The sequence below is a fragment of the Streptomyces sp. GL_148 genome (assembly GCF_057834205.1).
Genome location: NZ_CM174396.1, coordinates 5,356,734 through 5,379,585 on the forward strand (window position 1 = coordinate 5,356,734; position 22,852 = coordinate 5,379,585).

A 22,852-nucleotide genomic window follows, 5' to 3' on the forward strand; every position below is an offset into this window, starting at 1 on the left:
CCCGGAACGAACCCGGACAGGCCGTGCGGGGCCCCGGCTGGATCCCCGGCTGGATCCGCGACTGGATCACCGACTGGATCACCGACCGGATCCGCGACTGGATCCGTGACCGCTCCATCCGGGAGGATGGGGCCATGACTGCCCAGATTCTCGACGGCAAGGCCACCGCAGCCGCGATCAAGTCCGAACTGACCGCCCGCGTGGCGGCGCTCAAGGCCCGGGGCATCACCCCGGGCCTCGGCACCCTGCTGGTCGGCGACGACCCGGGCAGCCGCTGGTACGTCAACGGCAAGCACAAGGACTGCGCCGAGGTCGGCATCGCCTCCCTCCAGCGCGAACTGCCCGCGACGGCCTCCCAGGAGGACATCGAGGAGGTCGTGCGGGAGCTGAACGCCAACCCCGAGTGCACCGGCTACATCGTGCAGCTCCCGCTCCCCAAGGGCATCGACACCAACCGCGTCCTGGAGCTCATGGACCCGGCGAAGGACGCCGACGGCCTGCACCCGATGTCACTCGGCAGGCTGGTCCTGAACGAGCCGGGCCCGCTCCCGTGCACCCCGTACGGGATCGTCCAGCTGCTGCGCCACCACGGCGTCGAGATCAACGGCGCGCACGTGGTGCTCCTCGGCCGCGGCATCACGGTCGGGCGCTCCATGGGCCTGCTGCTCACCCGCAGGTCGGAGAACGCCACGGTGACGCTGTGCCACACCGGCACCCGGGACCTGGCCGCCCAGCTGCGCCAGGCCGACATCATCGTCGCGGCCGCCGGTGTGCCGCACCTGGTCAAGCCGGAGGACGTGAAGCCGGGCGCGGCCGTGCTCGACGTCGGCGTCAGCCGGGACGAGAACGGCAAGATCGTCGGGGACGTGCACCCCGGCGTCGCGGACGTGGCCGGCTGGATCTCCCCGAACCCGGGCGGCGTCGGCCCGATGACCCGGGCGCAGCTGCTCGTCAACGTGGTCGAGGCGGCCGAGCGGGCGGTTCCCCGTGCCGGCTGAGCGCGAGCCGGAGCACACCACGGTCCCGGATCCCGCTTCCGCTCCCGGGCCCGCTCCCGCCAAGGCCGTCGCCGCTGAGGATCCGGGGTCCAGGTCCCGCCGCTTCCCCTCCGTCACCCGGGACACCGCGCGTCCCGAGGGCGGCGGCCGGGCCGCGCCGGGCGACGCTCCGGCTCCGGCCCGGCAGTGGCCGATGCTGGCGGTCCTCACCGCGACGGCCGCCGGACTGCTGTTGACCGCGATGGGCCATCCGCGCGTCGGCTGCCTGCTGATCGGCGCCGCGCTGATCGCGGGTGCGGTGATGCGCAGTCTGCTGCCCTCCGTGGGCATGCTCGCGGTGCGCTCCCGCTTCACGGACATGGTCACGTACGGCCTGCTGGGCGCGGCGATCACGCTGCTCGCCCTGGTCATGGAGCCCAACCCGGTACTGAACGTCCCCTTCCTGGAGACCGCGGTCCGCTTCACGGTCCGCTGAGCAGCCTCCCGGAGCCCCCGGGGACACCCCCGGGACGGGCCCCGTGTGCCCGCGCCACACGGGGCGGGGGATTGGGGTGCTCCAGGGTCGGCTAACCTGACGGCGGATGTCTCTTCACGTCAAGATTTACTGGGCCACGGAGCGGCGTCCTCCCAGCACATGGGGCAGGGACGCCCCACCGCCAGCTGTCTAACGGAGAAGGCCATGACCCGCACTCCTGTGAATGTCACCGTCACCGGCGCCGCCGGCCAGATCGGCTACGCGCTGCTCTTCCGCATCGCCTCCGGCCACCTGCTCGGCGCGGACGTGCCGGTCAAGCTTCGTCTTCTGGAGATCCCTCAGGGCATGAAGGCCGCCGAGGGCACCGCCATGGAGCTCGACGACTGCGCCTTCCCGCTGCTCGCCGGCATCGACATCTTCGACGACCCGAACAAGGGCTTCGAGGGTGCCAACGTCGCGCTGCTGGTCGGCGCCCGCCCGCGCACCAAGGGCATGGAGCGCGGTGACCTGCTCTCCGCCAACGGCGGCATCTTCAAGCCGCAGGGCGCCGCGATCAACGCGAACGCCGCGGACGACATCAAGGTCCTGGTCGTGGGCAACCCGGCCAACACCAACGCGCTCATCGCGCAGGCCGCCGCCCCGGACGTACCGGCCGAGCGCTTCACCGCGATGACCCGCCTGGACCACAACCGCGCGATCTCGCAGCTGGCCGCCAAGACCGGTGCCGCCGTCTCCGACATCAAGCGCCTGACCATCTGGGGCAACCACTCGGCGACCCAGTACCCGGACATCTTCCACGCGGAGATCGCCGGCAAGAACGCCGCCGAGCTGGTCAACGACCAGGCCTGGCTGGCCGACACGTTCATCCCGACCGTCGCCAAGCGCGGCGCGGCGATCATCGAGGCCCGCGGCGCGTCCTCGGCCGCCTCGGCCGCCAACGCCGCCATCGACCACGTCCACACGTGGGTCAACGGCACCGCGGCGGGCGACTGGACCTCCATGGGCATCCCGTCGGACGGCTCCTACGGCGTCCCGGAGGGCATCATCTCCTCCTTCCCGGTCACCACCAAGGACGGCCGCTACGAGATCGTCCAGGGCCTGGACATCAACGAGTTCTCCCGTGCGCGCATCGACGCGTCCGTGGCGGAGCTCGTCGAGGAGCGCGACGCGGTGCGCGAGCTCGGCCTGATCTGATCATTTTCGTACGGCCCGGCCGCGCAGGCCCCCGTACGAGCGGTACGAACACCGAAACGCCCCGGCCAAACCTGGCCGGGGCGTTTGGCGTGAATCGTTCTGTCGCCGCATGGAGGCGAACCCTAGGGTCGGTCGGTGACCGAGAACGCGATTCCCCAGCAGCCCGACGGCAGTTGGTCCGGTCCCTCCGCGGGCCGCCCCCCGGTGCACCCCTCCCTGAGCGAGGCCGGCCGCTTCCTGTGCGCGGGGACGTACCTCGACGCCGGGTACCGCGACCGGGTCATCGACGAGCTGTACGTCCACGAGGAACGGATCGTCGCCCCCTCCTACGGCTACGACGCCTCCCGGGTCCTAGCCCACGCGCTGCGCGCCCGCCGCGCCGAACTCGGCTGGGCCGCCGGAGTCCTCGGAGCCTGGTTCGTCGGCTCCCTGCTCACGGGCGGCGCCCTCGCCGTATTCGTCCTGCCCTTCCTCCTGCTGAGCCTCGCCGACTGGCTGCGTGCCCGGAACGTCCCGGTGCTGCGGTTCCTGTCCGTGATCCTGCGGATCTACGTGTGGTGGATGCTGATCGCCGTGCTCGCGGTGGTCGGCTTCGGCGGCGGCTTCCAGCTGCTGGGCTTCCTGGATGAGGTGGGCGGTTCGGACGTCGGCCCGTTCTCCCCGAGCGGCGCGGAAGTCGCCGGAACCGCCGCCCTGTGGTGGCTGCCGGTCGTCTTCGCCGCCGTGGTGACCGTCGTGGGGCTCCAGCGGGGGCACGTCTTCCGGACCATCGCCACCGACCTCTCCGAGGGCCGCTACGCCGACCACGCGAACGACCCGGCCGAAGCCGCCGAGGGGGCCCGCTTCCAGCGGGTCCGCCAGCGCATCCGGGCCGAGCAGCACACGCCGATGATCATGTACGACGTCAACGACCCGTTCTGCGGGGCGGGTGATCCCTTCAGGCCCTGGCAGCTGTCCGTGGAACTGCGCCCGCGCGAGGACCTCGGCCCCGACCGCAAGCCCGTCGCGGTCACCAACGCCCACATCCTGGCGCGGATCGTGCCGCTGCTGGAGCGCCTGCGGGTGCCCTCCCCGCACGGTTCCCCGGAGCAGGCCGCCGCCGTGGGCGACCGGATGCGCGAACTGGTCCTGGACGAGTGCGTGTTCCTGCCCGCGGGCGGGCTGCCGCACCGGGACACCGCGCAGGTCGTGCACGGTCAGTTCGGCGAGCAGCGGGCCGCCTCCATCGAGGAGGGCGGCGAGCGCCGCCGGCACTTCCTGCGCGTGCGGGTGGGCGGCTGGGACGAGAACCTCGTCGTCACCGTCTTCGTACGGGTCCACACGCAGGGCGGGATGATGATGCTGGAGGTGGCTCCGCACGTGCTGCTGCCCGTGCGGACCGACTTCCACAACGCGGACGCGGACGCCCAGCGGTACCGCAACAACAGCGGGTTCGGCAAGGCCGTCTGGGCCCTGCGCCACACCCCCCGCTCCCTCGCGGCCTCCGTGACCACGCTGGGCCGCGGCCTGGCGAGCTGGTGGCGGATCGCCACCGGCGGCCACGGCGGGGCCCGGCCCGAGGGGCCGCGGGTGTCGGTGCGCGACCTGGCCTCCGAGGACAACGGCTCGCTCTTCCACCTGATGGACCTCGACCGCTTCCTGAAGACCATCCAGGACCGGGTCGTCGGGGGCGTCGTCGTCGCGCTGCACGAAGCGGGCTGGCACACGGAGGAGTTCGCGCAGCGCGCGGTCAACGTCGCCGAGGGCGGGGTGTTCATCCAGTCGGTGAACCACAGCGCCTTCAGCATCGGCGGCGGAAACAACACCAACAGCACCAAGGGCAAGGGGAGTACCGGTGGCAACTGAAAACGGCGGTACGGGTACGAGTACGGGCGCGGGCGCGGCCGGGCAGGAGCCCGCGGTCCGCCTCGGCGACGTCACGGGCAGCGCCTTCAGCATCGGCGGCGGCAACAACACCAACACCGTGCACCACGGGGGAGCGGGGGCGGACACCGTGGGGCCGCAGGCCCTCCTCGACGCCGTACTGGAGCTGCGCGCGGCCCTCGTACGGCTGCCGCGCGGCGAGGACAGGACGGCGCTCGACGCCGAACTGGACGGGGTCGCGGAGGGACTGGAAGGAGCCGAGGAGATCCGGCCCGGCCTGGTCCCCCGGCTCCGCGGGGCCCTGGAACGGTGGGCTCCGCTGGTGGACTCGGTCAGCGCCGCGACCGCCCTGGCCGGGCTCCTGACCACCCTGGGAGGCTGACCGTGCCCCCGCAGAACGCCCCCCGCTGGGACCCCGAGACCCAACGCTGGGTGACCGACCCCCAGCCGGCCCCACCCGCGAGTCCGCAGCCGCCCGCGAATCCCCAGCCGGCCCCGCCCCCGAGTCCGCAGCCGCCGCCGCCCCCGAGCCACGCCCCGCCGCCGCCCCCGGCGCCGGGCTACGACCCGCTGCCGTCCGCGGCGCCGGGCTACGACCCGGCTTCCGGCCCGGGCGACCACACGGCCTCGGGGCCGCCTCCCGGGCCCGGGCCGGACGGGTACGGCCCGGGGCCGTCGGAGCAGGAGCCGCATCCGTACCCGTACCCGTACCCCACGTATCCGCACCCGCAGTCCGGACAGCCGGGGTACCCCGCTGCGCCCCGGCCCGCGCGGGCCGGCGGGCGGTGGCTGACGCCGACCACGGCGGGCGTCGCGGTGGCCGCGCTCGCGATCGGGGCGGCGGCCGTGTGGTTCGTGGCGCGGGACTCCGGCGAGCAGCCCGCGCACGCGGGGCCGACGGCTTCCAGCGCTCCGCCGAGCGGGGACGGCACGGGCACGCCCGACCCCTCGGTCACGGCCACGCCCTCCCCGTCGCCGACAGGCACGGGCACGGGCAGTCCCACCCCCAGCCCGAGCGGCAGCGACCCCGCGCACGAGACCGTGCGCGACGCGAAGGGGTTCACCGTCGCCGTCCCCGCCGGGTGGCTCCGGGAGGAAGCCGCCGCGGGGGTCTTCTACCGCTCTCCCGACCGCACCGCCCTGGTCCAGATCTTCCAGGTGAGCGAGCCCGAACTGACCCCGCTCGCGGCCGTCCAGGGCGCCTCCACCTACCTGCGCGCCCAGACCACCGGCTACCAGGAGATCCGCGTGGGCCCGGCCCCGGGCGCCCCCGAGGGCGGGGAGCTGGTCTACGAGTACGACAGCGCGGAATCGCACGGCCGGCGCCGCGGCGTGGAACGGGTCTTCGTAGCCGAGGACGGCAAGAAATGGGCCGTCCTGACGGCCGGCCCGGCGCCCGACTGGACGGCCACCCAGGCCCACCACAAGGCCGCACTGACCGCCTTCCGCCCCACGGGCGGCTGACGGCCGGGCGCGGAGGCTTACTTGTACATCCCCGGGGTGTAGTGCCCCGGGGTCAGGCGGGTGGTGACGCCGATGCGGTTCCAGACGTTGATCGCGGCGATCAGGGCGATCACCTGGGCCAGTTCCTTCTCCTCGAAGTGCCGCGCGGCCCGCTTGTAGACCTCGTCGGGAACGAAACCGTCGGTCAGGACGGTCACGGCCTCCGTCAGCTCGATCGCGGCGAGCTCCTTCTCCGTGTAGAAGTGCCGCGACTCCTCCCACGCGCCGAGCAGCAGCAGCCGCTCCACGTCCTCGCCCGCCGCGAGGGCGTCCTTGGAGTGCATGTCGATGCAGAAGGCGCAGTGGTTGATCTGAGAGGCGCGCAGCTTGACGAGCTCGACCAGGGCCGGGTCCAGCCCCTTGGCGGCCGCCGCGTCCAGGGCCACGGCGGCCTTGTAGAACTCCGGGGCGAGCTTCGCCAGCTGCATGCGGGGGGTGTGCTCGGGTGCCTTCTCGGTGTGGTTCATGGATCCAACCTACGAGCCGGGCGGCCCGCCTATATGGTCCATATCCATGACGGAATCGTGGGCCACTTTCGGCGCCGACCTGCATCTGGAACCGGTCCCCGGACGCGGTGTCCGGGCCGGGCTCACCGAGGCGCTGCGCGAGGCCGCGCGCAGTGGGCGGCTGGCCCCCGGGACCCGGCTGCCCTCGTCGCGGTCGCTCGCGGCGGACCTCGGGATCGCCCGCAACACCGTCGCCGAGGCCTACGCCGAGCTCGTCGCCGAAGGCTGGCTGACCGCACGGCAGGGCTCCGGGACCCGGGTCGCGGAGCGGGCCCGGGTCGGGGTACGGCGTCCCGCGGCGGCCGTCCCCGTACGGCGCCCCGTGCGCGCGCAGACCTCGTACAGCCTGAAGCCCGGTTCCCCGGACCTGGGCGGCTTCCCGCGCGCCGCCTGGCTGGCGGCGGCCCGGCGGGCGCTGACCGGGGCCCCGAACGAGGCCTTCGGGTACGCGGACCCGCGCGGCCGGGTGGAGCTGCGCGAGGCGCTCGCCGGGTACCTGGCGCGGGCCCGCGGGGTGTACGCGGACCCCGAACACATCGTGCTGTGCGCGGGCTTCGGCCAGGGCCTGCTGCTGCTCGCGAGGATGCTGCGGGCCCGCCGGGTCCGCGAGATCGCGGTGGAGGGGTACGGGCTGGACGTGCACCGGGAGCTGCTGACCGGCGCCGGGCTGCGGACGCGGCCGCTGGCGGTGGACGGCGCGGGAGCGCGCACCACGGAGCTGGCCGGTTCGGGCGCGGGGGCGGTGCTGCTGACGCCGGCGCACCAGTTCCCGACGGGCGCCGCGCTGACGCCCGGGCGGCGGGCGGCGGCGGTGGACTGGGCCCGCTCCACCGGCGGGCTGATCCTGGAGGACGACTACGACGGGGAGTTCCGCTACGACCGCCAACCGGTCGGCGCGCTCCAGGGACTGGACCCCGACCGGGTGGTGTACCTGGGCACGGCGAGCAAGTCCCTGGCACCGGGGCTGCGCATGGGCTGGATGGTGATGCCCGGGCCGCTGACGGACGAGGTGCTCGCGGTGAGGAACCGGTCCGACTGGAGCTCCAGCGCGCTGGACCAGCTCACGCTCGCGGAGTTCATCCGGTCGGGGGCGTACGACCGGCACGTGCGGGAGATGCGGCTGCGCTACCGGCGGCGGCGCGACGAGCTGGTCGCGGCCGTCGGGGACCGCGCGGAGGTCTCCGGCATCGCCGCGGGCCTGCACGCGGTGCTGGACCTCCCGCCGGGCGGTGAACGGGCGGCCCTGCGGGCGGCCGCCTGGCAGGATCTGGGGCTGCTGCCGCTGTCGTTCTTCCGGCATCCGGAGGCGGACATGCCCGCGCGGGAGGCCCTGGTCGTGGGCTTCGGGACGCCGTCCCAGAGTGCCTGGGCTCCGACCCTGGCGGCGCTGGTCGCTGCGCTCCCGTGAGGGGGGCCCTGCGGGGCAGTCCCCTACCCGCCCTTCCACCGTTCCCCGGGCTCTGCCCGGACCCCCCTGGGGCTCCGCCCCAGACCCCGGTCCTCAAACGCCGGACGGCTGAGATGGTTCCGCCGGGGGCTCGCCGAAGCGGGCCAGGGCCAGGGCTCCGGCCACGGCCACCACGAAGCCCGTGACCGCCAGCCAGGTCAGGCCCTCGCGGGTGCGGTCGCCCAGCCAGGCCACTCCCACCACCGCCGGCCCGATCGTCTCGCCCAGCACCAGCCCGGCCGTCGCCGCCGTCACCGAGCCGCGCTGGAGTGCCGAGGTGAGCAGCAGGAACGCGGCGCCGCCGCCGAGCAGCAGCGCGTAGAACGCCGGGTTGGACAGGGCGGAGAGCGAGATGTCGTCGATGAGCCGGACCGAGACCTCCACCACCCCGAAGCCCGTCCCGGCGGCCAGACCCAGCGTCAGCGCCCGGCTGCGGTCCGGCAGCCCGCCCGCCACGGCCCCGACCACCAGGACCAGCCCCGCCACCGCCAGCAGCCCTAGCTTCAGCGCGAGCGTGCCCTCCCCCGAGCCCTCTTCCCCGGACGACAGCCCGAGCATCACCAGCCCCGCGCACACCACGCCGACCGCGCACCACTCCGTCCCGCTCAGCCGCACCCGCAGCAGCCGCGACGCGACCACCGCGGTCACCGCGAGACTGGCCGCGAGGGCCGCGCCCACCGCGTAGATGGGGATGTGCCGCAGGGCGATGATCTGGAGGACGAAGCCGATCCCGTCCAGGCAGAGTCCGGCGATATAGCGCCACTGGCGCAGCGCCCGCAGGAAGAGCGCGGTGTCGACCCCCGAGCCCGTCCCCGGCGCCGTCGCCCGCGTCGCCACCGCTTGCAGGACCGACGCCGTGCCGAAGCAGACCGCCGCACCGAGCGCGCAAATCATCCCAATGAGCACGAACCGACTCTAGGTCACGGATCCCACGTCGGCCGGATTCCGTCGGCCGGGGCGGCCGTTCTAGTCTGTGCGCAGCCGGCCACCCAGGGGGAGCGAACAGTCCATGGACAGCAGCAGCACCGACACCACGCGCACCAAGCGCCGTATGCGCTCCGGCACCGTCGCGCTCGGAGGCATGGGCCTGCTCGCCGCGGCCCTCGTGGCCTGCGGCAGCAGCAACGAGCCCGACAAGCGCTGCGCGGACCGCGCCACCCTGGAGAAGCTGAACACCAAGGAGTGCAAGAGCGGCGGCCGCGGCGCCTACTACTACGGCGGCACCGTCGCGAAGAACAAGGTCAGCGGGGGCAGCTTCGACAAGTCCGCCGTCACCCGCGGCGGCATCGGCGGCAGCCACAAGAGCTCCTCGGGCGGCTGATCCAGCGTGAAGCGCCACACCATCGAGCCCCGCCCCGACTGGCAGAAGACCGTCGAGGAGCAGGGGCTGATCTACCCCCTGACCCGCTACCCCGACGACTCCCTGCGCCCCTACTGGGACGAGAGCGCGTACTACTCCTTCACCCTTCCCGAGGTCGAGGCGCTGGAGAACGTCGTCGAGGAGCTGCACGCCATGTGCCTGGCGGCGGCGCAGCACATAGTCGACCACGACCGTTTCGCCGACCTCGGCATCACCGACCCGAAGCTGGCCGCGCTGATCGCCGAGTCCTGGCGGCGCCGCGCCGAACAGCCCTCGCTCTACGGCCGCTTCGACCTGCGCTACGACGGCACCGGCAGCCCCGCCAAGATGCTGGAGTACAACGCCGACACCCCCACCTCCCTCGTGGAGGCGGCCAGTCCGCAGTGGTTCTGGATGGAGGAGCGCTTCCCCGGCGCCGACCAGTGGAACTCCCTCCACGAGCGGCTCGTCGACGCCTGGCGGCGCCAGGCGGAGCTGCTGCCGCCCGGCCCGGTGCACTTCGCGCACTCCGAGACCGACGAGCTCGGCGAGGACCTGATGACGGTCGCCTACCTCCAGGAGACCGCCGAGCAGGCCGGCATCGAGACGCGCGAGCTGTCGGTGGAGGCGATCGGCTGGGACTCCCTGTCCGGCCGGTTCGTGGACGAGAAGCTCGGCTTCATCCGCGCGATCTTCAAGCTCTACCCGTGGGAGTGGCTGGCCACCGACGAGTTCGCCCCGCAGGTCCTCGGCACGTACGACCACGGCGGCGGCTCCGGCACCACCGCCTGGATCGAGCCGCTGTGGAAGATGCTGCTCTCCAACAAGGCGCTGCTGGCGGTCCTGTGGGAGCTCTTCCCCGAGCACCCGAACCTGCTCCCCGCCTACCTGGACGGCCCGCGCGAACTCGTCACGACCACCGGCTACGCGGCGAAGCCGCTGCTGGGCCGCGAGGGCGCGGGCGTCACCCTGCACCCGGTCGGCGGCGAGCCGTTCGCACCGGAGCAGGACGAGACGTACGTCTTCCAGGGCCTCGCCCCGCTGCCCGACTTCGACGGCAACCGGGTGGTGCTCGGTGCGTGGGTCGTCGAGGACGAGTCGGCGGGCCTCGGCATCCGCGAATCGGCGGGGCCGGTCACGGACGAGTACGCCCGCTTCCTGCCCCACGTGATTCTCTAACGGCACAGCATCCTCTGACGCCACCGCACCCTCTGACGGCTATGCGCCGAGGACCGACCTGAGCTGGTCCAGCCCCCAGTCCAGGTCCTCCTTGGAGATCACCAGCGGCGGTGCGATCCGGATCGTCGACCCGTGCGTGTCCTTGACCAGCACCCCGAGCCCCATCAGCTTCTCGGAGATCTCCCGGCCGGTGCCGCGCGACGGTTCGATGTCCACGCCCGCCCACAGCCCGCGGCCCCGTACGGCGGTCACCGCACCGCCGCCGACGAGCAGGTTCAGCTCCCGGTGCAGGTGGTTTCCGAGCTCGGTGGCGCGCTGCTGGTACTCGCCGGTGCGCAGCATCGCGATGACCTCCAGGGCGACGGCGCAGGCCAGCGGGTTGCCGCCGAAGGTGGAGCCGTGCTCGCCCGGCTTGAACACGCCGAGCACGTCGCGGTCGGCCACCACCGCCGACACGGGCACGACCCCGCCGCCCAGCGCCTTGCCGAGGATGTACACGTCGGGGACGACGTCCTCGTGTTCGCACGCGAAGGTCTTGCCGGTGCGGCCCAGGCCCGACTGGATCTCGTCGGCCATGAACAGGACGTTCCGCTCGCGCGTCAGTTCCCGTACGCCTTGCAGGTATCCGGCGGGCGGTACGAGGACGCCGGCCTCGCCCTGGATCGGCTCCAGCAGCACGGCGACGGTGTTGGAGGTGACGGCGTGGGCGAGCGCGGTGAGGTCCCCGTACGGGACGATCTCGAAGCCGGGGGTGTACGGGCCGAAGTGGTCGCGGGCCTCGTGGTCGGTGGAGAACGACACGATGGTCGTCGTGCGGCCGTGGAAGTTGTCGGCGGCCACCACGATCTTGGCGTGGCCGTCCGGTACGCCCTTGACCTCGTACCCCCACTTGCGGGCGGTCTTCACCGCCGTCTCCACGGCCTCCGCGCCCGTGTTCATGGGCAGCACGACCTCCTTGCCGCACAGCGCCGCGAGCTCGGTGCAGAAGTCCGCGAAGCGGTCGTGGTGGAAGGCGCGGGAGGTCAGGGTGACCCGCTCCAGCTGGGCGCGGGCGGCGTCGAGCAGACGGCGGTTGCCGTGGCCGAAGTTCAGGGCGGAGTAGCCCGCGAGCATGTCGAGATAGCGGCGGCCCTCCACGTCGGTCATCCACGCGCCCTCCGCGGTGGCGACGACGACGGGCAGGGGGTGGTAGTTGTGCGCGCTGTGCGCGTCGGCGGAGCGCATGGCATCAGCAGTTGTCGACACGGGGTCTCCGATCGTCCGTCAAGCCGGTGACGAGGGTGGCGTCACCCTCCATCCTCGCTCGAATAGCGGACGGAGAAACCTTTCTTGCGGCGCGCCCGCTAAGGTGTCGGACACGCACGGCGACTGGCGCACGGAGAACCAACTCCGGGGGAGCCGTGCGCGCACGACCGCATACAGGGCCGCTCGCCTGGGCCTCGCGGGGACGAGATCTGACATCGACCCCGGAGGAGCCGCCATGAGCGCGAACCACCACCACCCGTACCGCCACCCCGCTCTGCTCGCCACCGACCCCGAGCTGGCGTCCTTCGTCGCCGCCGAGGAAACCCTCCAGGCGGAGACCCTCCGCCTCATCCCGAGCGAGAACTACGTGTCCGCGGCCGTGCTGGAGGCCTCCGGCACCGTGCTGCAGAACAAGTACAGCGAGGGCTACCCGGGCCGCCGCTACTACGAGGGCCAGCAGAACATCGACCGCATCGAGGCGCTGGCCGTGGAGCGGGCGAAGGGCCTCTTCGGAGTCGACCACGCCAACGTGCAGCCGTACTCCGGCTCGCCCGCCAACCTCGCGGTCTACCTGGCCTTCGCGAAGCCCGGCGACACGGTGATGGGCATGGCGCTGCCGATGGGCGGGCACCTGACGCACGGCTGGGGGGTCTCGGCGACGGGCTCCTGGTTCAGGGGCGTGCAGTACGGGGTGCAGGCGACTGCGGATCCTGAAACGAATGGTCTCATCGACTACGACGCCGTACGGGACCTCGCGCTGGCGGAGCGGCCCAAGCTGATCTTCTGCGGTGGTACGGCGCTCCCGCGCACGATCGACTTCGAGGCGTTCGCGTCGATCGCCAAGGAGGCGGGCTCGGTCCTGGTCGCCGACGTGGCGCACATCGCCGGCCTGATCGCGGGCGGGGCCCACCCCTCCCCGGCGGGTCACGTGGACGTGATCTCCACGACCACCCACAAGACCCTGCGCGGCCCGCGCGGCGCGATGCTGATGTGCCGCGAGGAGCACGCGAAGGCCATCGACAAGGCGGTCTTCCCGGGCCTCCAGGGCGGCCCGCACAACCAGACGACGGCCGGCATCGCGGTCGCGCTCCACGAGGCGGCGCAGCCTTCGTTCGTGTCGTACGCGCACGCGGTCGTGGCCAACGCGAAGGCGCTGGCCGCCGCTCTGCTGGAGCGGGGCTTCGACCTCGTCTCCGGCGGTACGGACAACCACCTGATCCTGATCGACCTCACGGGGAAGTCGGTGTCCGGCAAGATCGCGGCGAAGGCGCTGGACCGGGCCGGGATCGTCGTGAACTACAACACGGTGCCGTTCGACCCGCGCAAGCCGTTCGACCCGTCGGGCATCCGGATCGGCACGCCGTCGCTGACCTCGCGGGGGCTTCGGGCCGAGCACATGCCGGTGGTCGCCGACTGGATCGCGGAGGCCGTCTCCGCGGCCGCCAAGGGTGACGAGGCGGCCCTCGGTGCGATCCGCTCCGCGGTGGCCGACCTGATGGCCGCCTTCCCGGCCCCGGGCCTCCCGGTCGCCTGACCCGTTCCAGCCCGTCCGGCGTTTGAGGACCGGGTCCGGGCGGAGCCCGGTGCCCGGCGGAGCCGGGGTCCCTGGGGCTCCGCCCCAGACCCCGCGCCTCAAACGCCGGCGAGGCTGGATTTGCCTGACGTCAGCCCTCACGTGCGCGCAGCGCATCGTGGGCCCCGGCGGGACCTCGGCGCGGAGCCCCCACCCCCGAAGCGGGAGCAACGGAAAGCGGTCGCTCAGCCGAGGCAAGATCCGGACGGGCCGCTACCGCCCGGTACCCGTGTGGGGTAGGGGCGGGGGCGCAGCGACCCGCCGGGTTCCGGCCAGCGGCGGGGCCGAGCCCCGTGCCACACCTGAGAGAATGGGGCCATGGCTTCTGATCGTCCTCGCGCGCTCTCCGGCATCCAGCCCACCTCCGGTTCGTTCCACCTCGGGAACTACCTCGGAGCCATCCGGCAGTACGTCGCCCTCCAGGAGACGCACGACGCCTTCTACATGGTCGTCGACCTGCACGCGATCACCATGCCGCAGGATCCGAAGGATCTCCGCGCGAACACCAGGCTCTCCGCCGCGCAGCTCCTCGCCGCCGGCCTCGACCCCGAGCGCTGCACGCTCTTCATCCAGAGCCACGTGCCCGAGCACGCGCAGCTCGGCTGGGTCATGAACTGCATCACCGGTTTCGGCGAGGCCAGCCGGATGACCCAGTTCAAGGACAAGTCCGCGAAGTCGGGCGCCAACAACGCCACCGTCGGCCTTTTCACGTACCCGATCCTCCAGGTCGCCGACATCCTGCTCTACCAGGCGAACGCCGTCCCCGTCGGCGAGGACCAGCGTCAGCACATCGAGCTGACCCGTGACCTGGCCGAGCGCTTCAACCAGCGCTTCGGGCAGACCTTCACCCTCCCCTCGGCGCACATCGTCAAGGAGGTCGCGAAGATCTACGACCTCCAGGACCCGGCGATCAAGATGTCGAAGTCGGCTTCTTCGCCCAAGGGCCTGATCAACCTCCTCGACGAGCCCAAGGCCACCGAGAAGAAGATCAAGAGCGCGGTCACCGACACCGAGGCCGTGGTCCGTTTCGACGCCGCGAACAAGCCCGGCGTCAGCAACCTGCTCACGATCTACTCCACTCTCACGGGCGAGTCCATCCCCGCGCTGGAGGCCGCGTACGAGGGCAAGGGCTACGGCGCGCTCAAGACCGATCTCGCCGGTGTGATGGTCGATTTCGTCACACCCTTCAAGCAGCGCACCCAGGAGTACCTGGACGATCCGGAGACCCTGGATTCCCTGCTGGCCAAGGGCGCGGAGAAGGCCAGGGCGGTCGCCGCCGAGACCCTGGCGCAGGCGTACGACCACCTCGGTTTCCTCCCCGCGAAGCACTGACGGGCACCGAAGAGAAAGAGGGCCCTGGCGATCTGGGGGGTGCTGCCGCCACACTGGGGCGGCAGCACTCGTGCGACGCACACGCGGAGCACAGACCACGCACAGGACTACAGGCGGAGGAGAGCTACGTGGGGACCGTAACGCTCGGCGTTTCGATCGCGGTCCCGGAGCCGTACGGCAGCAGCCTTCAGGAGCTGCGCGCAGGCTTCGGGGACGCAGCCGCGCACGGCATTCCCACGCACGTCACCCTCGTACCGCCGACGGAGGTGGCCGCGGACCGGCTGCCCGAGATCCGCGCCCACCTGGCCGAGGTCGCGGCCGCCGGCCGCTCCTTCGTGATGCGGCTGGCCGGCACGGGCACCTTCCGTCCCCTCTCGCCGGTGGTCTTCGTCCAGGTCGTCGAGGGCGGCTCCGGCTGCACCCGGCTCCAGGGCCAGGTCCGCGACCCGCAGGGGCCGCTCAGCCGGGAGCTCTCGTTCCCGTACCACCCGCACGTCACGGTCGCCCACGGGATCTCCGAGGAGGCGATGGACCTGGCGTTCAGCACCCTCGCCGACTACGCGGCCCAGTGGGTCTGCTCCGGGTTCGCCCTCTACGAGCAGGGCTCGGACGGAGTCTGGCGCAAGCTGCGGGAGTATCCGTTCGGCAACGGGGCAAGCGGTGGGGCGAGCGCCGTTCCGGCGCAGCTCGGCTCGGCGACGGACAACAGTTCGGCGGCGGCCGCCGGCGAGGCGACGGCACGCCGTTCCTGACGCAGGAACCGCAACCGGAAACCGATCCTTCGCAGGACCAGGGCATGGAACGGCCGAGCCGTCGGGCGAAAAGTCACAATCGACGACCGTAGTCCCCAAAAGCGGCAATCCCGGCTATTTGCGACAGCTCATTTACGGTGACCGTATGGACTGGCTGACGAAACTCCCGTGGATCGGGACCTTGGTGTCCGCCCTGATGCGGACCCACCTGTGGCGTTCGTGCCAGCGGCTCGACCGCGTGCACTGGAGCCGGCTCGCCGCCGCCATCACCTTCATCAGCTTCTTGGCCCTCTTCCCGCTGATCACGCTGGCCGCCGCGATCGGCGCCGGACTGCTCACCCAGGACCAGCTCGACCGGTTCCAGAAGAACCTCGCCGAGCAGGTCCCCGGCATCTCCGACCAGCTCGACATCAACGGCCTCGTCGCGAACGCCGGCACGGTCGGCCTGGTCGCCGCCGTCGTGCTCCTCTTCACCGGCATCGGCTGGGTCACGTCGATGCGGGACTGCCTGCGGGCGGTGTGGGAGAAGGACGACGAGGACGAGGGCAACCCCTTCGTCCGCAAGGGCAAGGACGCGCTCGTCCTCATCGGCCTCGGCGGCGTCGGCCTCTGCTCGGCCGCCGCCTCGATCTTCGGCTCCAGCGCGGTCGGCAGGGCCGGGGACTGGCTGGGCGTACCGCGCGAGGGCGCGGGCGGCACCCTGCTGCGGAGCGGGGCCTTCCTCGTCGGCGTCCTGGCCGCCTTCCTGCTCCTGCTCTACCTCCTGACCCTGCTGCCGGGCGTCGAACCGCCCCGCCGCCGCCTGATCGAGGCGGCCCTCCTCGGCGCGGTCGGCTTCGAGCTGCTGAAACTTCTGCTCAGCGGCTACATGCGGGAGGTCGCCACGAAGAGCATGTACGGGGCCTTCGGCGTGCCGATCGCGCTGCTGATCTGGATCAACCTCACGGCGAAGCTGCTGCTGTTCTGCGCGGCGTGGACCGCGAGCCGCGACGACGCCGGCTCCGCTACGCCCGGCCCCGAGCCCGGCGGCCGCGACCCCGCGGCCAGCGCCGGTTGACCACGTAGGCCCCGCCGGCCACCGCGGCCAGCACACCGCCCGCCACGCCGAAGGCGGCAGCGATCCCGCCGCCGGAGTCCGCATCGGACGCCGACGGGTTGTTCTCGTGGGACTGGGCCGGGGAGCCGTGGGAGGTGGTGTCCGCGCTCTTCGGCGGCACCAGCTCGCCCACCGGCTTGACCTTCCCGCTCGCCGCGAAGCCCCAGTCGAGCAGGTCGGCGGTCTCCTCGTACACGGAGTTGGCGCCGCCGGTCCCCGGGTTCATCACCGTGACGAGCAGCTTCTTGTCGCCGCGCTGGGCGGCGCCGGTGAAGGTGGAGCCGGCCATCGTGGTGTTGCCGTTCTTCACCCCGGCGATGCCCTTGTACGGGAGGAGGCCGCCGGCGCCGGTCATCAGCCGGTTGGTGTTCTGGATCTCGAAGGTCTCGCGCGGCTTCCCCGACTCCTGCCGGCCGGGGAACTTCGCGCTGGCCGTGCCGCAGTACTCCCGGAAGTCCTGCTTCTGCAGGCCGGAGCGGGCGATGAGGGTGAGGTCGTAGGCGCTGGAGACCTGGCCCGGAGCGTCGTAGCCGTCCGGGGACACCACGTGCGTGTCCAGGGCCTGGAGCTCCTCGGCGTGCGCCTGCATGTCCTTGACGGTCTTCTCGACGCCGCCGTTCATGGCCGAAAGTACGTGCACGGCGTCGTTCCCGGAGCGCAGGAACACCCCGAGCCACAGGTCGTGGACGCTGTACTCGGTGTCCTCCTTGATGCCCACCAGGCTGGAGCCGGAACCGACCCCGTCCAGCTCCTGGTCGGTGACCTTGTGGACCTGGTTCTTGGGCAGCCCCGGCAGCACGGTGTCGGCGAAGAGCATCTTCATGGTCGAGGCCGGGGGGAGCCGCCAGTGCGCGTTGTGCGCGGCGAGGACCTCGCCGGTCTCGGCGTCGGCCACGATCCACGAACGGCCCGTCAGGCTCGTCGGCAGCGCGGGCGCGCCGGGCAGCAGGTTGACCTGCGTACCGGGCTGCCCGAGCGATTGTCCGCCGACCGTGGACATCGAGGCGGGCGGGGGCGGCCCCTTGCGCGGCTGCCCCTTCCCGTCCACCGGTGGCGTCGGCGCGGCGTACGCGGGCGAGGCCAGCAGCGTCGGGACCAGCAGGGCGGGAAGCGCGGCGGATAGGACCGTCAACGCGGTCTTCTTGGCAGACACGCAGGTGAAAGTACATCCCGATGCTGTGCTTAGCGTCACGGACCGGCCAACCCGCCGCAACCACCGCCGGGACAGCCCACCCCGGCGCGTCCGTCCTGGGGAAGAATCCGATACTGAGCTCATGAAACTCAGCCGCGCCGCTTCCTGGTTCCTGCTCGCCTTCGGAGTGTGGAGCTGGTTCATCTGGGTGTCTTTCGTCCGGAACCTGTGGAAGGACGGCAGCGGTCTGGCCTTCGACGACGCGGGGGACCCGACCGGGTACTTCTGGGTCCACCTTCTCCTGGCGGTGGCGTCCTTTCTCCTGGGGACGGCCGTCGGAGTGATCGGGTTGCGCGGGGTGCGGGCGCTGCGGCGTGAATCACGTACGGAGGCGGGCGCGTGACGATCGTTCTCTTCTCGGCCGTGGCCCTGCTGGTCCTGGCCCTCCTGGTCCTGGTCCACCGCTGGCTCTGGATCCGCCTCGTCCGCGACACCACCGCCCCCGGCGGCGGCGTCCGCCGCGCGGGCACCGCCCTGGCCTTCGCGCTCCCGCTCCTGTCCGTGGCCGCCCTCGTGGCGGGCCGCGCGGGAGCCCCCTTCTGGCTGGAGCGCACGGTCGCCTGGCCCGGCTACCTCTGGCTGGCCGTCCTCCTCTACCTCACCCTGGCGATGCTCGTCGCGGAGCCGGTCCGAGCGATCTGGCTCCGCCGCTCGCACGCAGCCACCGAGCCGCCCGCCCCGCAGGCGGAGCCCCACCCCGCCGCCGTTCCTGGGTCCGGGGCGGAGCCCCGCATCGCGCCGGGCGCCGCAGGCGCGGCCGCGTCGGGGTCTGGGGCGGAGCCCCACCGCGCGGCGGAGCCGCATAATCCGGTGCAGCGGGAAGGGGCGGGGAGGGGATCAGCGCCGCAGGCCACCCTCGAAGCCACCGCCGAGCCCGCGGCCCCGGCCGGGCAGCACGCCGCGGCAGCCAACCCGACGGAGACCGCCCCCGCGACGGGCAACCCCGCGGCGCCCAACCCGGCGCAGCCCACCCCGCCCGGCGTCAGCCGCAGACGCTTCGCGCGGATCGTCGCCGGCACGGCAGCCGCCGCCACGGCCGGCACGGTCGGCTACGGCACGTACGGAGTCCTCCGCGGCCCTCGCGTGAAGCGGGTCCAGGTCCCCCTGGCCAAGCTCCCCCGCGCGGCCCACGGCTTCCGCATCGCCGTCGTCAGCGACATCCACCTCGGGCCGATCCTGGGCCACGCCCACACCACCCGCATCGTCGACACGATCAACCGCACGCAGCCCGACCTCATCGCCATCGTGGGCGACCTCGTCGACGGCAGCGTCCACGACCTCGGCCCCGCCGCCGAACCGCTGCGCGGCCTCCGTGCGCGCCACGGCTCGTACTTCGTCACCGGCAACCACGAGTACTTCTCCGGCGCCCAGCAGTGGGTCGACCACGTCCGCGAGCTCGGCCTCACCCCCCTGGAGAACGCCCGCCGCGAGCTCCCGTACTTCGACCTCGCCGGCGTCAACGACATCGCCGGCGAGAGCGAGGGCCACGGCCCGGACTTCCAGGCGGCGCTCGGCAACCGGGACCGTGCGCGCAGCGCCGTGCTCCTCGCCCACCAGCCCGTGGTCATCGACGAGGCCGTCCGGTACGGGGCCGACCTCCAGCTCTCCGGCCACACCCACGGCGGCCAGCTCTGGCCCGGTGAGTACGTCGCCGAGCTCGCCAACCCCACCGTCGCCGGGCTGGAGCGCTACGGCGACACCCAGTTGTACGTCTCGCGCGGCGCGGGCGCCTGGGGGCCGCCGGTCCGGGTCGGCGCGCCGTCGGACATCACAGTCGTCGAACTCGCCTCATATCAGGCTTGAACCGCCCGAACCCTCAACGCCACGCCGTGAAAAAACCCTTCCCGAGGCCGAAATTCCATGATGGGATGTGACCGATAATCGGATAACGGGACGCGGACTTCGGTGTGCGCCCACACGGGGTGGAGTCAAGGATGCTGCGGTCTGTCCGCTCGAAAGTCATCGCGGCCGGGCTGGTCCTCGGCGTCGGCTCCGTCGCCACCTGGCAGTTGCTGCCGCAGACGGCCGGCGGCGGGGAGCCGATCCGCGTCGGCACGAGTGACGTGGTCTCCTCCCTCGACCCCGCAGGCGCGTACGACGCGGGCTCCTGGGCCCTGTTCAGCAACGTCTACCAGTCGCTGCTGACCATCAAGCCCGGTGCGGACACCCCGGTGCCCGACGCGGCCTCCGCCTGCAATTTCATCGGCGCCACGCTCACCACGTACCAGTGCGAGCTGCGTCCGGACGTGAAGTTCTCCTCCGGCCGCGCGATCACCGCCGAGGACGTCAAGTACTCCTTCGACCGGATCAAGGCGATCAACTCCGACCAGGGTCCGGCGCCGCTGTTCAACACCCTGGAGTCGGTCAAGGCCGACGGCCGCACCGTCACCTTCAGCCTCTCCGCCGGGGACGCCACCTTCCCGTTCAAGATCGCGACGGGCGCCGCCTCGATCGTGGACAAGGACAAGTACCCGGCCAAGGCCCTGCGCGAGGAGGAGAAGGTCGACGGTTCCGGTCCCTTCACCCTCGACGGCTACACGGCCGCCGCGAGCGCCGAGCTCAAGCCGAACACCTCGTACAAGGGCCAGGGCAAGGTCCCCGAGAACGCGGTCACCGTGAAGTACTTCAAGGACTCCGCGCAGCTGGAGCAGGCCTGGACCGACCGCGGGATCGAGGTCGCCCATCGCGACATGCCCCCGGCGGTCCTGGCCGGCCTGAACCCGGGCCTGGAGGACACCCGGTACCAGGCCTCGGGCGGTACGGAGATCCGCAGCATGGTCTTCAACCTCCGCCCGGGCTCCCCGGCGGCCCAGCCCGCCGTCCGTCAGGCCGTCGCCGCGGTCGTGGACCGGGCCAAGGTCGCGACCGAGGTCTACAAGGGCACCGTCACCCCGCTCTACTCGCTCGTCCCGGCGGGCATCGCCGCCCACAGCACGCCGTTCTTCGACGCCTGGCCCACGCCGAACGGGCTCACCGCGAAGAAGCTGCTCAAGGACGCCGGGATCACGACCCCCGTCGCGATCACCCTCGGGGTCAACGTCCGTGGCTCGAGCGTCATCGAGGCCGAGGAGCTGAAGGCGCAGCTGGAGGCCACGGGCCTCTTCCAGCTGACCATCAAGCCGGCCGAGAAGTGGAGCGACTTCCAGAAGGCCTACGCGGCGGGCGAGTTCGACGCCTACACCATCGGCTGGATCGCCGACTTCCCGGACCCGGACAACTTCATCGCCCCGCTCGTCGGCGCCGACAACTCGATGAACAACGGCTACTCCGACAAGGCCGTCGACTCCCTCATCACCCGCACCCAGTCCTTCTCGGACCGCGGCGCCGCCGCCAACGACTTCCGCGACCTGCAGAAGCTGGTCGCGCAGCAGGTCCCGATGATGCCGATCTGGCAGAAGAAGGACTACGTGATGTCCCGCGAGGCCGTCGCGGGCGGCCAGTACCTCTCGGACGGCACCGGCGTGTGGCGCCTGTGGGAGCTCAACTGGCTGTAGGACCGCGGTCCGCGGCCGGGCCCCACCCCGGCTCCGGCTCCTGGTCCTACTCCGGGCCCTGCTCCGGGCCTTCCTCCGGCCCCGCGTCCGGGTCGGAGGCCCGCTTGCGGCCCGAACGGGACACGGCGCTCTGGGCCATGCCCGGCAGGAAGTCCGTGAACAGCTCGTGGACTTCCCGCACCAGCGGCCGCAGCACCCGGAACCGGGCCAGGATGATGCCCCGGGTCGTGAGCTGCGCGCCGCGCTGTGCGAGCCGCCGGGTCTTCTCGCTGTCCGGGGAGCGGTCGAAGACCCAGTAGAGGACCAGGCCCATCTGCGAGAGCCACATCAGCTCCGGCAGTACGTCGGCCAGTTCGTCGGGGACCTTGGTCTTGGCTCCCGCCAGCACCTCGCGGTGCATGTCGATCGCCTGCTTGCGGGCCGCCTCCGACTCCGGGGAGAACGGGCTGAGCGGGCTCTCCGGGTCTGCGGCGTTCTTGAAGAACTGCGAGGCGAACTCGTGGTACGGCGCCGCGATGTCCAGCCAGCTGGTCAGGACGCCCGCGAGCCGCTTCTGCAGATCGGTCTCCTGGTCCAGGATCGGCCGGACCGCCGCCAGGTGGGCGGCGCCGATCCGGTCGTAGAAGCCCTGGACCAGGTGTTCCTTGGACTCGAAGTAGTAGTAGGCGTTGCCGACCGATACTCCGGCCTCCTTGGCGATACCGCGCATCGTCGTCTTGTCGAAGCCGCGCTCCTGGAAGAGGCGGAGCGCGGTTTCGAGGATGAGCGTGCGGGTCTGCTCGCTCTTGGGAGCCTTCTGATCAGTCACGGCCCCGAGCCTATCCGGGCGCGGAACACTGATCGTCACAGGCCGGTTCCCCTATCTGCGCCGAGGAGCCGTCCCGCACGGCCTCGCGCCAGGTGGAGGCGGTGTACATGGCCGCCTTGGCGAAGGGCCGGCCGGCCGGGGTGGCCAGCCAGTTCGCCTTCGGCCGGTGCTCGGCCAGCGCCCACAGGCAGACGATGAAGGCGTCCGTCCCGGTCCACACCTGTCCGGAGTCGCCGATGACGGTGATCTCCTTCAGCGTCGAGGCGTGGTCGAGCTGCGGGTACCGCCGCTGCGCCTCGAAGGAGGCCGCGGGGATGAGCCGGAGCGGTACCAGCCAGCGCTGGCCGAGCAGCCAGTGCCGGATGTGTACGCAGAGCGGGCAGTTCGCGTCGTAGAGCACCGTCAGGTGCCGGGTCACGGCGGTGGCCACCGGGATCAGGCCCCGGCGGGCGCGGTCCACCCCTGGGGGGCGACCGGCGGGGTCTGCTGACGCTCCATGATGCCCCGGCGGCGCATCTTGTTCAGCACCCAGACGTTCCCGAGGTGCATGACGCCGAGGACCAGGAGCACGACTCCGAGCTTGACCGACAGCGCCTCGAAGAGCCCGCGGGCCGCGACGATCTCGTCGGCCGACCGCAGGTACAGGGTCACGAAGCCGATGTTGACGAGGTAGAAGCCGACCACCAGGAGCTGGTTGACGGCGTCCGCGAGCTTCTCGTTCCCCTGGAGGACGTCGCCGATGAAGACGCGGCCGTTGCGGCTGAGCGTGCGGGCCACCCAGACGGTGAGTCCGATGCTGATGAGCAGGTAGATGACGTACGCGACCACGGTGAGGTCCATTGCCCTCAGCCCCCTT

General features: G+C 72.1%; 23 protein-coding genes and 1 riboswitch. Of the genes, 16 read left to right on the forward strand and 7 right to left on the reverse strand.

Annotation, left to right across the window (positions count from 1 at the left end; translation table 11 throughout):
- The first annotated feature begins 134 nt into the window (after nt 1–134).
- The 6 genes from AC3IYI_RS24820 to AC3IYI_RS24845 all read left to right on the forward strand — a co-directional run bounded on the left by AC3IYI_RS24820 (nt 135) and on the right by AC3IYI_RS24845 (nt 5,994).
- Entirely contained in the window at nt 135–998 is an 864-nt protein-coding gene (locus AC3IYI_RS24820) for a bifunctional methylenetetrahydrofolate dehydrogenase/methenyltetrahydrofolate cyclohydrolase (protein WP_489411646.1), read from the forward strand.
- Nucleotides 988–1,473: a DUF3017 domain-containing protein gene (locus AC3IYI_RS24825; protein ID WP_489405816.1), complete on the forward strand. Its 486-nt coding sequence runs from the start codon at nt 988–990 to the stop codon at nt 1,471–1,473. Before AC3IYI_RS24820 ends, AC3IYI_RS24825 begins: the two co-directional genes overlap by 11 nt.
- Before the next feature lie 204 nt (nt 1,474–1,677).
- Nucleotides 1,678–2,667 (forward strand): malate dehydrogenase, encoded by a 990-nt coding sequence (locus tag AC3IYI_RS24830; protein WP_403716135.1) that lies wholly within the window; start codon nt 1,678–1,680, stop codon nt 2,665–2,667.
- Nucleotides 2,668–2,802: 135 nt separating this feature from the next.
- Nucleotides 2,803–4,512: a hypothetical protein gene (locus tag AC3IYI_RS24835; RefSeq protein ID WP_489405817.1), complete on the forward strand. Its 1,710-nt coding sequence runs from the start codon at nt 2,803–2,805 to the stop codon at nt 4,510–4,512.
- Entirely contained in the window at nt 4,502–4,912 is a 411-nt protein-coding gene (locus AC3IYI_RS24840) for a hypothetical protein (protein ID WP_489405818.1), read from the forward strand. Before AC3IYI_RS24835 ends, AC3IYI_RS24840 begins: the two co-directional genes overlap by 11 nt.
- 2 nt (nt 4,913–4,914) lie before the next feature.
- Nucleotides 4,915–5,994 carry a hypothetical protein gene (locus AC3IYI_RS24845; protein ID WP_489405819.1) on the forward strand — a complete coding sequence of 360 codons (1,080 nt, stop codon included), beginning with the start codon at nt 4,915–4,917 and terminating at the stop codon, nt 5,992–5,994.
- A 17-nt stretch (nt 5,995–6,011) separates the two neighbouring features.
- Here AC3IYI_RS24845 and AC3IYI_RS24850 read toward each other — a convergent pair whose 3' ends face one another.
- Entirely contained in the window at nt 6,012–6,500 is a 489-nt protein-coding gene (locus AC3IYI_RS24850) for a carboxymuconolactone decarboxylase family protein (RefSeq protein WP_489405820.1), read from the reverse strand.
- 46 nt (nt 6,501–6,546) lie between these two features.
- Here AC3IYI_RS24850 and pdxR point away from each other — a divergent pair, with 46 nt between their 5' ends.
- Complete coding sequence (gene pdxR / locus AC3IYI_RS24855) at nt 6,547–7,947, forward strand: MocR-like pyridoxine biosynthesis transcription factor PdxR (RefSeq protein ID WP_489405821.1); 1,401 nt, start codon at nt 6,547–6,549, stop codon at nt 7,945–7,947.
- Nucleotides 7,948–8,040: 93 nt separating this feature from the next.
- On the opposite strand, the gene AC3IYI_RS24860 is transcribed toward pdxR, so the two are convergent.
- Complete coding sequence (locus AC3IYI_RS24860) at nt 8,041–8,880, reverse strand: DMT family protein (RefSeq protein ID WP_489411647.1); 840 nt, start codon at nt 8,878–8,880, stop codon at nt 8,041–8,043.
- A gap of 115 nt (nt 8,881–8,995) precedes the next feature.
- On the opposite strand from AC3IYI_RS24860, the gene AC3IYI_RS24865 reads away from it, so the two are divergent.
- Both AC3IYI_RS24865 and AC3IYI_RS24870 read left to right on the forward strand, forming a co-directional pair.
- Nucleotides 8,996–9,307, forward strand: coding sequence for a hypothetical protein (locus AC3IYI_RS24865; protein WP_266905298.1), 312 nt, complete (start codon nt 8,996–8,998; stop codon nt 9,305–9,307).
- Between the two features lie 6 nt (nt 9,308–9,313).
- A complete protein-coding gene (locus AC3IYI_RS24870) occupies nt 9,314–10,504 on the forward strand; it encodes a glutathionylspermidine synthase family protein (protein WP_489405822.1) in 1,191 nt (396 codons plus the stop codon).
- Nucleotides 10,505–10,543: 39 nt separating this feature from the next.
- Here AC3IYI_RS24870 and rocD read toward each other — a convergent pair whose 3' ends face one another.
- Nucleotides 10,544–11,749, reverse strand: coding sequence for an ornithine--oxo-acid transaminase (gene rocD / locus AC3IYI_RS24875; protein WP_489405823.1), 1,206 nt, complete (start codon nt 11,747–11,749; stop codon nt 10,544–10,546).
- A 109-nt stretch (nt 11,750–11,858) separates the two neighbouring features.
- A riboswitch (ZMP/ZTP riboswitch) is annotated at nt 11,859–11,949 on the forward strand.
- 35 nt (nt 11,950–11,984) lie between these two features.
- Here rocD and glyA point away from each other — a divergent pair.
- From glyA to AC3IYI_RS24895, 4 genes are all read left to right on the forward strand, one after another.
- Nucleotides 11,985–13,283, forward strand: coding sequence for a serine hydroxymethyltransferase (gene glyA, locus AC3IYI_RS24880; protein ID WP_489405824.1), 1,299 nt, complete (start codon nt 11,985–11,987; stop codon nt 13,281–13,283).
- Nucleotides 13,284–13,640: 357 nt separating this feature from the next.
- On the forward strand, nt 13,641–14,654 hold the full coding sequence (trpS, locus tag AC3IYI_RS24885) for a tryptophan--tRNA ligase (protein ID WP_327254564.1): 1,014 nt from the start codon (nt 13,641–13,643) through the stop codon (nt 14,652–14,654).
- 128 nt (nt 14,655–14,782) lie between these two features.
- Complete coding sequence (locus tag AC3IYI_RS24890; RefSeq protein ID WP_489405825.1) at nt 14,783–15,406, forward strand: 2'-5' RNA ligase family protein; 624 nt, start codon at nt 14,783–14,785, stop codon at nt 15,404–15,406.
- Between the two features lie 145 nt (nt 15,407–15,551).
- Nucleotides 15,552–16,463, forward strand: a complete 912-nt coding sequence (locus AC3IYI_RS24895) for a YihY/virulence factor BrkB family protein (protein WP_489405826.1) — start codon at nt 15,552–15,554, stop codon at nt 16,461–16,463.
- On the opposite strand, the gene AC3IYI_RS24900 is transcribed toward AC3IYI_RS24895, so the two are convergent.
- Nucleotides 16,411–17,655, reverse strand: a complete 1,245-nt coding sequence (locus AC3IYI_RS24900; RefSeq protein ID WP_489405827.1) for a D-alanyl-D-alanine carboxypeptidase family protein — start codon at nt 17,653–17,655, stop codon at nt 16,411–16,413. The genes AC3IYI_RS24895 and AC3IYI_RS24900 overlap by 53 nt on opposite strands.
- Nucleotides 17,656–17,776: 121 nt before the next feature.
- On the opposite strand from AC3IYI_RS24900, the gene AC3IYI_RS24905 reads away from it, so the two are divergent.
- The 3 genes from AC3IYI_RS24905 to AC3IYI_RS24915 all read left to right on the forward strand — a co-directional run bounded on the left by AC3IYI_RS24905 (nt 17,777) and on the right by AC3IYI_RS24915 (nt 21,188).
- The gene (locus AC3IYI_RS24905; protein ID WP_356512468.1) at nt 17,777–18,037 is read left to right on the forward strand and encodes an SCO4848 family membrane protein; all 261 of its coding nucleotides are present in this window, start codon (nt 17,777–17,779) and stop codon (nt 18,035–18,037) included.
- Nucleotides 18,034–19,497 carry a metallophosphoesterase gene (locus tag AC3IYI_RS24910; protein WP_489405828.1) on the forward strand — a complete coding sequence of 488 codons (1,464 nt, stop codon included), beginning with the start codon at nt 18,034–18,036 and terminating at the stop codon, nt 19,495–19,497. The genes AC3IYI_RS24905 and AC3IYI_RS24910 overlap by 4 nt, the downstream gene beginning before the upstream one ends.
- A gap of 134 nt (nt 19,498–19,631) precedes the next feature.
- Nucleotides 19,632–21,188 carry an ABC transporter substrate-binding protein gene (locus AC3IYI_RS24915; protein ID WP_489411648.1) on the forward strand — a complete coding sequence of 519 codons (1,557 nt, stop codon included), beginning with the start codon at nt 19,632–19,634 and terminating at the stop codon, nt 21,186–21,188.
- A gap of 46 nt (nt 21,189–21,234) precedes the next feature.
- Here the strand turns inward: AC3IYI_RS24915 and AC3IYI_RS24920 are convergent, their stop codons facing one another.
- From AC3IYI_RS24920 to AC3IYI_RS24930, 3 genes are read right to left on the reverse strand one after another with little or no spacing between them, the layout of a single operon-like run.
- The gene (locus AC3IYI_RS24920) at nt 21,235–21,996 is read right to left on the reverse strand and encodes a TetR family transcriptional regulator (RefSeq protein ID WP_489405829.1); all 762 of its coding nucleotides are present in this window, start codon (nt 21,994–21,996) and stop codon (nt 21,235–21,237) included.
- Between the two features lie 10 nt (nt 21,997–22,006).
- Complete coding sequence (locus AC3IYI_RS24925; protein ID WP_489405830.1) at nt 22,007–22,456, reverse strand: thiol-disulfide oxidoreductase DCC family protein; 450 nt, start codon at nt 22,454–22,456, stop codon at nt 22,007–22,009.
- On the reverse strand, nt 22,432–22,836 hold the full coding sequence (locus tag AC3IYI_RS24930) for a hypothetical protein (RefSeq protein ID WP_383943936.1): 405 nt from the start codon (nt 22,834–22,836) through the stop codon (nt 22,432–22,434). Before AC3IYI_RS24930 ends, AC3IYI_RS24925 begins: the two co-directional genes overlap by 25 nt.
- Nucleotides 22,837–22,852: the final 16 nt, after the last annotated feature.

Coding starts and splice junctions, on each gene's coding strand:
- AC3IYI_RS24820 (WP_489411646.1), top strand. CDS start 135: ATGACTGCCCAGATTCTCGACGGCAAGGCCACCGCAGCCGCGATCAAG.
- AC3IYI_RS24830 (WP_403716135.1), top strand. CDS start 1,678: ATGACCCGCACTCCTGTGAATGTCACCGTCACCGGCGCCGCCGGCCAG.
- AC3IYI_RS24850 (WP_489405820.1), bottom strand. CDS start 6,500: ATGAACCACACCGAGAAGGCACCCGAGCACACCCCCCGCATGCAGCTG.
- pdxR (WP_489405821.1), top strand. CDS start 6,547: ATGACGGAATCGTGGGCCACTTTCGGCGCCGACCTGCATCTGGAACCG.
- AC3IYI_RS24860 (WP_489411647.1), bottom strand. CDS start 8,880: ATGATTTGCGCGCTCGGTGCGGCGGTCTGCTTCGGCACGGCGTCGGTC.
- AC3IYI_RS24865 (WP_266905298.1), top strand. CDS start 8,996: ATGGACAGCAGCAGCACCGACACCACGCGCACCAAGCGCCGTATGCGC.
- glyA (WP_489405824.1), top strand. CDS start 11,985: ATGAGCGCGAACCACCACCACCCGTACCGCCACCCCGCTCTGCTCGCC.
- trpS (WP_327254564.1), top strand. CDS start 13,641: ATGGCTTCTGATCGTCCTCGCGCGCTCTCCGGCATCCAGCCCACCTCC.
- AC3IYI_RS24895 (WP_489405826.1), top strand. CDS start 15,552: ATGGACTGGCTGACGAAACTCCCGTGGATCGGGACCTTGGTGTCCGCC.
- AC3IYI_RS24905 (WP_356512468.1), top strand. CDS start 17,777: ATGAAACTCAGCCGCGCCGCTTCCTGGTTCCTGCTCGCCTTCGGAGTG.
- AC3IYI_RS24930 (WP_383943936.1), bottom strand. CDS start 22,836: ATGGACCTCACCGTGGTCGCGTACGTCATCTACCTGCTCATCAGCATC.